General features: G+C 46.4%; 10 protein-coding genes. All 10 read left to right on the forward strand.

What is annotated here, in order from left to right:
- On the forward strand, positions 1-445 hold a 445-nt coding region (locus GRP75_RS13640; protein ID WP_237449037.1), incomplete at its 5' end, for a ribonuclease III family protein.
- A gap of 256 nt (positions 446-701) precedes the next feature.
- Complete coding sequence (gene smc, locus GRP75_RS13645; protein WP_160789564.1) at positions 702-4,271, forward strand: chromosome segregation protein SMC; 3,570 nt, start codon at positions 702-704, stop codon at positions 4,269-4,271.
- Positions 4,272-4,309: 38 nt separating this feature from the next.
- Positions 4,310-5,326: a signal recognition particle-docking protein FtsY gene (gene ftsY, locus GRP75_RS13650; RefSeq protein WP_068940638.1), complete on the forward strand. Its 1,017-nt coding sequence runs from the start codon at positions 4,310-4,312 to the stop codon at positions 5,324-5,326.
- 162 nt (positions 5,327-5,488) lie between these two features.
- Positions 5,489-6,139 carry a PAQR family membrane homeostasis protein TrhA gene (gene trhA, locus GRP75_RS13655; RefSeq protein WP_023988168.1) on the forward strand — a complete coding sequence of 217 codons (651 nt, stop codon included), beginning with the start codon at positions 5,489-5,491 and terminating at the stop codon, positions 6,137-6,139.
- Positions 6,140-6,305: 166 nt separating this feature from the next.
- Complete coding sequence (locus tag GRP75_RS13660; protein ID WP_023988169.1) at positions 6,306-6,674, forward strand: putative DNA-binding protein; 369 nt, start codon at positions 6,306-6,308, stop codon at positions 6,672-6,674.
- A 52-nt stretch (positions 6,675-6,726) separates the two neighbouring features.
- The gene (ffh, locus tag GRP75_RS13665) at positions 6,727-8,103 is read left to right on the forward strand and encodes a signal recognition particle protein (protein WP_013309861.1); all 1,377 of its coding nucleotides are present in this window, start codon (positions 6,727-6,729) and stop codon (positions 8,101-8,103) included.
- A 67-nt stretch (positions 8,104-8,170) separates the two neighbouring features.
- Positions 8,171-8,443, forward strand: a complete 273-nt coding sequence (rpsP, locus tag GRP75_RS13670; protein WP_013309862.1) for a 30S ribosomal protein S16 — start codon at positions 8,171-8,173, stop codon at positions 8,441-8,443.
- 23 nt (positions 8,444-8,466) lie between these two features.
- Complete coding sequence (locus GRP75_RS13675; RefSeq protein ID WP_013309863.1) at positions 8,467-8,697, forward strand: KH domain-containing protein; 231 nt, start codon at positions 8,467-8,469, stop codon at positions 8,695-8,697.
- Between the two features lie 97 nt (positions 8,698-8,794).
- On the forward strand, positions 8,795-9,310 hold the full coding sequence (gene rimM / locus GRP75_RS13680) for a ribosome maturation factor RimM (RefSeq protein ID WP_160789565.1): 516 nt from the start codon (positions 8,795-8,797) through the stop codon (positions 9,308-9,310).
- Entirely contained in the window at positions 9,310-10,128 is an 819-nt protein-coding gene (gene trmD, locus GRP75_RS13685; protein ID WP_023988171.1) for a tRNA (guanosine(37)-N1)-methyltransferase TrmD, read from the forward strand. The genes rimM and trmD overlap by 1 nt, the downstream gene beginning before the upstream one ends.
- The last annotated feature ends 48 nt before the right edge of the window (positions 10,129-10,176 follow it).

Genomic DNA, 10,176 nt, shown 5'->3' on the forward strand with positions numbered 1-10,176 from the left:
TTCTCTGGTGAAGTTTGCTGTCGGGCTTGAGTTTGGGCAATATGTACTGCTTGGAAAAGGTGAAGAGTTGACAGGTGGACGTACTCGTCCGGCTCTGTTGGCTGATGTATTCGAAGCGTTCGTAGGTGCGCTTTATTTGGATCAGGGTCTGGAGGCCGTCCGGTCGTTTCTGGAACGTTATATTTTTCCTCAAATTGTATTAAATGGTAAGCTTCAGATGAGTGATTTCAAAACAGAGCTTCAGGAACTGACGCAGCATCATAACATGGGGATGCTTGAATACAAGATTGTAGAGGAGCGCGGACCAGCCCATGAGCGCGAGTTTGTAGCTGAGGTATATATGGACAGCGAACGGCTAGGGGCAGGTACGGGACGCTCCAAAAAAGAAGCTGAGCAGCAAGCGGCGGCAGTAGCTTTAAACCGTTTGAAGCTGGCAGAATCGTAATCGGTACCTGAGCAGCCCGGACGGGTTACGCAAGCAGGGGACACAAAGTACGAGCAAAGGGCAGTCCGCGGGGAGTCCCGGCCCGTAATGGCGAATGGACTGCGTTTTGCTCTTTTTTCGTGGCTTTGCTGGTGTAATGTGAGTGTCGGTACTGTGCTTTATACAAGCTAGTTTATGCTACAATAGGGATAATTCATATCAATCAGGTATACGGTGTTGTACAAGCATATTTGAAATGTTAGAGGTGAGATTGAGCATGTTTTTAAAGCGCATTGAGCTGGCGGGCTTCAAATCGTTTGCAGATAAAACGGAAATGGAATTTGTCCGCGGCATTACGGCAGTCGTCGGACCCAACGGAAGCGGAAAAAGTAATATTTCCGACGGGATTCGTTGGGTGCTGGGCGAACAGAGTGCCAAATCACTGCGTGGCGGCAAAATGGAGGACATTATTTTTGCGGGTAGTGATGCTCGTAAGGCTGTTAATTACGGTGAAGTATCGCTTACGCTGGATAATGAAGATCAGGCGTTGCCTCTGGATTTTGGTGAAGTCACGGTAACGCGACGTGTACATCGAAGTGGGGATAGTGAATATTTCATTAATCGGCAATCATGCAGACTCCGAGATATTACAGAGCTGTTTATGGATACAGGGATTGGTAAAGAAGCTTATTCAATTATTGGACAGGGACGCATTGAAGAAATTCTGAGTACCCGATCTGAGGATCGTCGAGGTATTTTTGAGGAAGCCTCGGGTATCGTAAAGTATAAATCGCGTAAAAAAGATGCGGTTCGCAAGCTGGATGAAACGGAGCAAAATTTACTGCGTATTCACGATTTGGTTAGTGAACTGGAGGATCAGATTGGACCGCTTAAGGAGCAGTCTGAAAAGGCGATTCATTTTAAAGAGCTGCGCGGTGAATTGAAATCCAAAGAAATTTCAATGTACGTCCATCAAATTGAACAAATTCATACTTCGTGGAGCGATGCGACTTCCAAACTAGCTTTGCTGCAGCAGGAGCAACTTCAGTTGTCTACGGTGGTGTCCAGCCACGATGCGATGCTGGAAAGCGACCGCAACGAATTACGCCAGCTGGAGGAGCAAGTAGAGCGGTTGCAAAGGGATCTGCTGCAATACAGTGAAGCGACGGAGAAAAGTGAAGGCTACGGCGAATTGCTCAAAGAGCGCACACGCAATCTGGAGGCTAATCGGGAACAATTGATCTTATCACTTAGCACAAGCGAATCACGGCATTCCGAGCGCAGGAGTGAACTGGATCAACTGAACGAAAAGCTGTCTGCACTGAATGTAGAGCTTGACGAGTTGCGTGGGCGGCTGTCTGACGAAGAGGCCAAACTGATTGGTGTTACAGGCGGAATCAGCCAGGAGCAGGAAGAAAGCCTAAAGGGTGGTCTGCTGGAGCTGATGAATCAAATGGCACAGGCCCGTAACGAAATTCGTTATACAGACCAACAGAAGGAAGCATTGGAACGGCGTGTGACTCGCGTAAGTGACGAATCCGGCAAATGGGAAGCCCAGAAAGTACAGCTTGAACAGCGCAAAAAGGGATTGGAAGCTGCTGTTCAGAAGCTAGGGCAGGAAATAAGTAGTTTGCGTAGTGGCTATATTCAGGGAAGTGAAAAGTACCAAGCCCTGCAAAAACTTCTGGAAGAAAACCAGGGTACGGTTCGTAAATGGGAACAAAAACGAGAGGCTCTAATTTCACGGCGAGATACGATGAAGGAAATGCAGGATGACTTTGACGGCTTCATGCTTGGAGTTAAAGAGGTATTGAAGGCTGCACGAAAAGAAACCTTGCACGGTGTACATGGAGCGGTAGCGGAGCTGATTCGAGTGCCTGAGCATTTAGAGCAGGCGATGGAAACTGCTTTGGGTGCTTCAGTTCAGCATATCGTGATGGAAAATGAATCCGTATCCAGACAGGCGATCAGTTTTCTAAAGCAACGTCAACTGGGCAGAGCGACATTTTTGCCTATGGATGTTATCCGCCCGCGTCAAATCGGTGCGGGGGAACGCCAAATTGCAGAAGGCGCTGAAGGCTTTGTCGGGATCGGTGCAGATCTTGTTCAGTATGATGATCGATATGCCGGAATTGTAGGCAGTCTCTTGGGGAATGTGGTCATTGCCCGTACGTTGGAAGATGCAAACCGTATTGCGGCCCGTTGCCAATATAGATACCGCGTGGTCACTTTGGAAGGCGATGTTGTCAATGCAGGGGGTTCCATGACTGGGGGAAGCCAGTTCAAGAAAAATGCTAATCTGCTTGGACGTAAGCGTCAGCTGGATCAGTTGGATCAAGACATTGTAGATACGGAGCAGCAAATTGCAAGGTTGCGCCAGAGTGCAATAGATACCAAACGCCAGCTGGAGGAGACACAGACCCGTCTGGACGAGTTGCGTCAGGGCGGCGATGTGAAGCGCGGTGAAGAGCAGCAGATGGCAATGGAGCTCAAGCAACTGGAGCATGAACTTCGTCATGTTCTGGAGCAGGTCGCTGCGTCTGGTCAGGAGAAAAAGGGCTTTGATCAGGAAATCAAGGAGCTGGAAACTTCCCGTGAAGAAGCGTTGATAAAGTTGGCTGCGCTGGAGGAAGAAGAGAAGAAAACGCATCAGGCCATTCACGCTGCCGAATTCGCCCGTAAAGCCAACGAATCTGCCAAAGAGCAGCTGCAGGGAGAGCTCACGAATCTCAAGGTAAGAGAAGGAAAGCTGGACCAGGAGCGCTTTTCATTGGAAGAGCAGCTGCGCAGATTGCGTGGGGATTATGATACTCTTGGTAAGGATTCGAGACAAAACAAGACCTTGCTTGCTTCCATCGAAGCAGATTTGCTGACCAATGAGCAGGAGACCGTGAAGCAGATTGAAAATCTCAATCAATACCGTTTGAAAAAGGAAGAAGCCGCACAGCAACTGGAATTCAAGCGGGCTGCACGCAGTAGCTTGTCCAAAAAGCTGGAAGTGGCTGAGAACGACACGAAAGAACAGCGAATTCAGCTCAAGTCAGTGGAGGAGTTGCTTCGTCAAACGGAAATTGGAGTAAATCGACTTGATGTGGAACTGGAAAATGTTCTGAAAAAATTAAGTGATGATTATGAACTCAGCTATGAGTTAGCCAAGCAGCGTTACCCTATACCTGAAGATATTGAAGGTACGCAGAGTGAGGTAGAAAGGCTCAAACGTGGTATTTCCGCGTTAGGTGAGGTGAATCTAGGTGCCATTGAGGAATACCAGCGTGTGCATGAGCGTTATACGTTTCTTGATGAGCAAAAGTCTGATTTGGTGGAGGCCAAGACAACGCTTTATCAGGTTATTCGTGAAATGGATGAAGAAATGTCCAAACGCTTTAAGACTACATTCGATGCTATTCGGCGCGAATTTGGAACGGTATTCTCCAAGCTGTTCGGAGGCGGACGTGCTGATCTCGTGCTGCTTGACCCGGAACGCTTGCTGGAGACGGGAATCGACATCGTAGCTCAACCACCGGGAAAAAAACTGCAAAACTTGCAGCTACTGTCGGGCGGTGAGCGTGCGTTAACAGCGATGGCGTTACTATTTGCCATTTTACACGTTAAACCTGTTCCATTCTGTGTACTCGATGAAGTAGAGGCTGCATTGGACGAAGCAAACGTGGTGCGTTTTGCCCAGTATTTACGAGAATTCTCGGAGCAGACACAGTTCATTGTAGTCACACACCGCAAGGGCACAATGGAAGAATCAGATGTGCTGTACGGGGTTACGATGGAGGAAGGCGGGGTTTCCAAACTCGTATCTGTCAAGCTGGACAACGATGAAGCTGAGATTGCCTGACATTAAATAACATACTTTCAGACCAACGGAGGGAATCCATGAGTTTCTTTAGGAAATTGAAGGAAAGCATTGCAAACAAAACTGAATCTGTCACAAAACAGTTCAAAGATGGTTTGGAAAAAACACGTAAAGGTTTTGTTGAAAAAGTAACAGACTTGATGATTCGCCGTAAAAAGATTGATGAGGAATTTTATGAGGAACTGGAAGAAATTCTGATCGGAGCGGACGTAGGCGTCAACACGGTTATGAACCTCATTGAAGACCTGCGAGAAGAAGTGAAAAAGCGCAAAATCGAGGACGCATCCGAGTTACAGCCTGTATTGTCGGAGAAGCTGTCTGAGTTGCTGCGGGGTAATGACAATAGTCAGCTCAAAATGAATCCTGACGGGATTACAGTCATTTTATTCGTGGGAGTCAATGGCGTCGGCAAAACAACAACCATTGGCAAGTTAGCTCACCGTTTTAAACAAGAGGGCAAAAAAGTATTGTTGGCTGCTGGGGATACGTTCCGCGCGGGTGCGATTGAACAGTTGGAGGTATGGGGCGAACGGGCAGGTGTAGAGGTTATTAAGCAGCAATCCGGTTCCGATCCGGCTGCGGTTATGTTTGATGCCGTACAGGCTGCCAAGCAGCGTAAAGTGGATGTTTTGTTGTGTGATACCGCAGGACGTCTTCAGAATAAAAGCAATCTAATGGAGGAACTGAACAAAATTTTCCGTGTGATTCAACGCGAAATTCCAGATGCTCCACATGAAGTGTTGTTGGTACTTGATGCGACGACTGGACAAAATGCACTTAACCAAGCCAAGCTGTTTGGTGAGAAAAGCGGTGTAACCGGGCTGGTACTAACGAAGTTGGATGGTACAGCGAAGGGCGGAATTGTTGTGGCCATCCGTCAGGAGCTGAATTTGCCTGTTAAGCTGGTGGGCTTAGGTGAAAAAGTGAATGATCTTCAACCGTTTGATTCCGAGCAATTCGTTCATGCGTTGTTTGCGGGGTTGATTCAGGAAGAGACGGTCGAAGCAACTGCTACAGGTGAGGAAGAACAGAACTGATACGTTTAAAGTAGGCTTTCATGCTACGTTTGGGACTAAGTAGCCATCCTGTTGCTGCTCAAGTTCGCCCAGATGTATAATGAAAGCAAGAAGTCTGTCGATGCCGTATATGTAATGTATCTTGTATGTAAAATATAAATCAGGAAGCCGGGTGAAAAACCGATGGCAAACACCTATACCTACTCCCGACGGGAAGAAGTAGCCAACGCCATTACACATGGAATTGGAGCCGTTTTAAGCGTAGCAGCGCTTGTGTTGCTCATTGTTTTTGCTAGCATGAAAGGAACCACTTGGCATGTCGTCAGCTTTACGATTTACGGGATTACGATGTTGCTGTTGTACACCAATTCAACGTTGCTTCATAGCCTGCGTGAAGGGAAAATGAAGGATTTGTTCGAAATATTCGATCATTCTTGCATTTACCTGTTCATTGCAGGCAGCTACACCCCGTTTATGCTCGTTGCACTGCGAGGTACTATGGGATGGACACTGTTTGGGGTGATTTGGGGGATTGCACTGTTTGGTGTGTTGTTCAAGGCGTTTTTCACCAAGCGCTTCCTGTTTATGTCTACCGTGTTTTACATTGTGATGGGCTGGCTCATCACAATTGCCTGGAATCCTCTGGTTGCGACTGTTCCCGCCGGAGGGATGACGTTATTGTTCGTAGGTGGTCTTATGTATACGTTGGGCACGATTTTCTATGTGTGGCGGGCATTTCCATATCACCATGCGATCTGGCATCTGTTTGTTTTGGCAGGCAGCATACTTCATTTTCTGGCTGTTCTGCTGTATCTTACTCCAGTAAGGGTTTAAGTAACAGTGGGCAAAAAGACGATCCGTACTTCCGTTTAAGGGCAGTGGATCGGCTTTTTTTTGTATGACAAGGGATAACGCTTGACATCTTCTTTTCTTTTATGTATCATAAGGAACGTTGAAAAGAACTGTAAAGTGTTTTTCCTTGACGATGGAGGTATACAAGATGAGTCAGGAGAATCGGCTGGAAAAGACAAACCGGATTAACCGACTGTTTGACTTCTATGAACCTCTGCTTACAGAGAAGCAACAGATGTTTTTAAAATATTACTTCCATGATGATTTTTCTTTAGGGGAAATTGCATCGGAATTTCAAATTAGCCGTCAGGCAGTATATGAACATATTAAACGTGCTGAACAGGTATTGGAAATGTACGAGGAAAAGCTTGGTTTGCTAAGTAAGTATGAGCGTAGAATCCAAGATCTCGAAGAATTAAATAAGACGTTGTATGAGGCATTCGGTAAAATCGGTGAGTCCGATGAAGGCACTCTGCAACATGTCCATCAAATTGTAAATCGCCTGCAGGAATTGTAGGACATATAGATACAAGAACAAACAACCCTGGTAGACAAGGAGGTGCGAAAGTATGGCATTTGAAGGATTATCGACTCGCTTGCAAAATGTATTCAGTAAACTGCGCGGCAAAGGAAAAGTGTCTGAGGATGATGTAGCTCAGGCGATGCGTGAAGTACGATTAGCTTTGCTTGAGGCGGACGTTAACTTCAAGGTTGTAAAGGACTTTATTGCCAAGGTAAAGGAGAAATCCGTTGGTAAGGAAGTGATGGACAGCTTTACGCCAGGCATGGTCATCATCGACATCGTGAACAAGGAACTGACCGAGTTGATGGGTGGCAGTCAGGCCAAGCTTGCCAAAGCAAACAAACCGCCTACGGTCATTATGATGGTGGGTCTCCAGGGCGCAGGTAAGACGACGACGTCTGGTAAACTGGCGAAATTGTTGCAAAAGCAAAATCATCGTCCATTGCTTGTAGCTGGTGATATTTATAGACCAGCCGCGATCAAGCAGCTTCAGGTCCTTGGGGAGCAGATTAATACTCCTGTATTTACTCTGGGAGATCAGACAAGCCCGGTAGAAATTGCAAAACAGGGTTTGCAGCATGCTAAGGATAATGGTAATGACTACGTTATTATAGATACTGCGGGTCGTCTTCATGTTGATGAAGAGCTCATGGAAGAGTTGCGCCAGATTCATACCAACGTCAAGCCGGATGAAGTTCTACTGGTTGTAGATAGCATGACGGGGCAGGACGCGGTTAACGTTGCAGAGCACTTTAATAGTAGCTTGGAGTTGACGGGAGTTGTACTGACGAAGCTGGATGGTGACACTCGTGGTGGTGCAGCTTTATCAGTTAAGGCTGTGACGGGATGTCCGATCAAGTTTGCTACATTGGGTGAAAAACTGGATGCGATGGAGCCGTTTCATCCTGAACGGATGGCTTCACGGATTTTAGGCATGGGTGACATGTTGTCCCTGATTGAAAAAGCGCAGTCCAATATCGACGCCGATAAGGCGAAGGAAATGGAACGGAAAATGCGTAATGCCGAGTTTACTTTTGAAGATTTTCTGGAGCAAATGGATCAAGTTAAGAAGCTTGGTCCAATCGACCAGATTCTTGATATGATTCCCGGTATGGGCAACATGAAGCAAATGAAAGATATCAAAGTGGATGACAAACAGATGGGCCGGATTGAGGCTATCGTTCATTCTATGACCACACAGGAAAAGCAAAACCCAGACATGATTAATCATAGCCGACGCAAACGTATTTCTGTAGGCAGTGGAACATCACTGGCTGAGGTAAATCGTCTGATAAAGCAATTTGACGAAATGCGTCGCATGATGAAGCAGTTCTCAGATATGATGGGACCTAAGGGTGGCAAAAACAAGGCTATGAAGCAGTTGAAGAGTATGGGTAAAGGTATGAAGTTTCCTTTCCGCTAAGGCCGTTAGGCCCTTGGAATTATGGGATAACAATATACAGTCTACTTTTTGAAGGAGGTGAATTTTCGTGGCAGTTCGTATTCGTCTGAAACGTATGGGTGCACATAAAGCTCCTTTCTATCGCGTCGTGGTATCTGATTCTCGTTCCCCGCGTGACGGTCGTTTTATCGAAGAAATCGGTTACTACAACCCAATCACAGTACCAGCGGTTGTAAAAATTGATGAAGATAAAGCGCTGAAATGGTTGCAAGATGGTGCACAAGCATCCGACACAGTCCGTAACTTGCTTAGCAAAGCGGGCGTAATGAAAAAGTTTCATGAATCTAAACTACAGAAATAAGGTGCTGATACGGAGGGTCAACCATGGAAGAATTAGTGATAATCATTGCTAAGGCTTTAGTCGATCATCCGGAAGATGTAACCGTGAAGACCTTGGAGAAGGATCGGCTTGTTGTATATGAGCTTAGTGTGCATCCTGAGGATGTAGGCAAAATCATTGGTAAGCAGGGTCGTATCGCCAAGGCGCTTCGCACTGTGGTTGCATCAGCAGCCGTTAAGATGGATAAACGGGTTACCGTAGACATCATATCTTAAAGATATACGAAAGTGGGTTAGGATGTATGTCCTAACCCTTTTTCGTACATGATGAAGATGATATGGAGCGGGACCGATTACAAGCAGGAGGAACACGATGCAACAATTGTTTAATGTCGGAAAAATTGTGAACACCCATGGAATCCGTGGAGAGCTTAAAATATTAACGACGACAGATTTCCCAGAAGATCGTTTTGCTAAAGGTAGTGAGCTTTTGATTGTTCCGGCGGAAGGTAAAGCACCGATCCCCGTAACTGTTGAAACAGCGCGTTTTCAAAAAAATATGGTTGTCGCTAAATTTAAGGAATATCACAATATTAATGAAGTCGAAAAATATAAAGGTACATTGTTGAAGGTATCTGCTGAGCGGTTAGGTGAATTGGAAGAAAATGAATTCTATTTTCATGAAGTAGTCGGCATGGAAGTGGTGACCGAAGACGGAAATGAGCTCGGCGTGGTCAAAGAAATTTTGACTCCGGGAGCCAATGATGTATGGGTAGTCAAAATGCCTAAAGGCAAGGAACTGCTATTGCCGTATATAGAGGATGTTATTTTGAATGTAAACGTGCGTGAAAAACGGGTTACGGTACGGTTAATGGAAGGTCTGCTGTAATGAGGGTGGATGTGCTAACCCTGTTTCCAGAGATGTTTGATGGAGTATTTAATGCAAGCATTCTGGGAAAAGCAAGGGATAAGGGAATTGTATCACTGCAAGCGGTTAATTTTCGTCAGTATGCTGGCAACAAGCATGGACAAGTGGATGATACGCCCTATGGCGGTGGGGGCGGCATGGTTTTGAAGCCTGACCCTATTTTTGCTGCGGTGGAAGCGCTGTTGGATAAATCAGAGCAACCAACATTAGAGACAGCCGATGAAGTTATCCAACATGAAGGGGTAGAACGTAACACAGACATAAAATCTCCGCGTATCATTTTGATGTGTCCACAAGGCGAGACTTTTACGCAAAAGAAAGCGGAAGAGCTGGCCAAAGAGGACCATCTTATTTTTATATGTGGGCATTATGAGGGTTATGATGAGCGTATTCGAGAGTATTTGGTGACGGATGAGCTTTCTATCGGAGATTATGTATTGACTGGTGGTGAGCTTCCAGCCATGACCGTCATTGACAGTGTGACACGGTTGCTACCAGGAGTGCTGGGGAACGAAACGAGTGCGGTAACGGACTCATTTAGTACGGGGCTGCTGGAGTACCCCCATTATACCCGGCCTGCGGAGTTTCGGGGCTGGAAAGTACCCGATGTACTCCTGTCAGGGCATCACGTCAATATTGATTCTTGGAGACGCCAAGAGGCGTTACGTCGCACGATGGAACGCCGACCAGACCTGTTGGAACAGGCTGAACTGACAGGCAAGGAGCGCATGTGGATTGAGGAGCAGCGCAAATCTGACTGTTTGGGGGATAAGCAATAAAGCGCCTTAGACATGAGTGGATTTGAAAGCAGGCGGTGACCTGTTTTA

This window comes from Paenibacillus sp. OT2-17 (assembly GCF_009827695.1).
Lineage (GTDB): Bacteria > Bacillota > Bacilli > Paenibacillales > Paenibacillaceae > Paenibacillus > Paenibacillus polymyxa_B.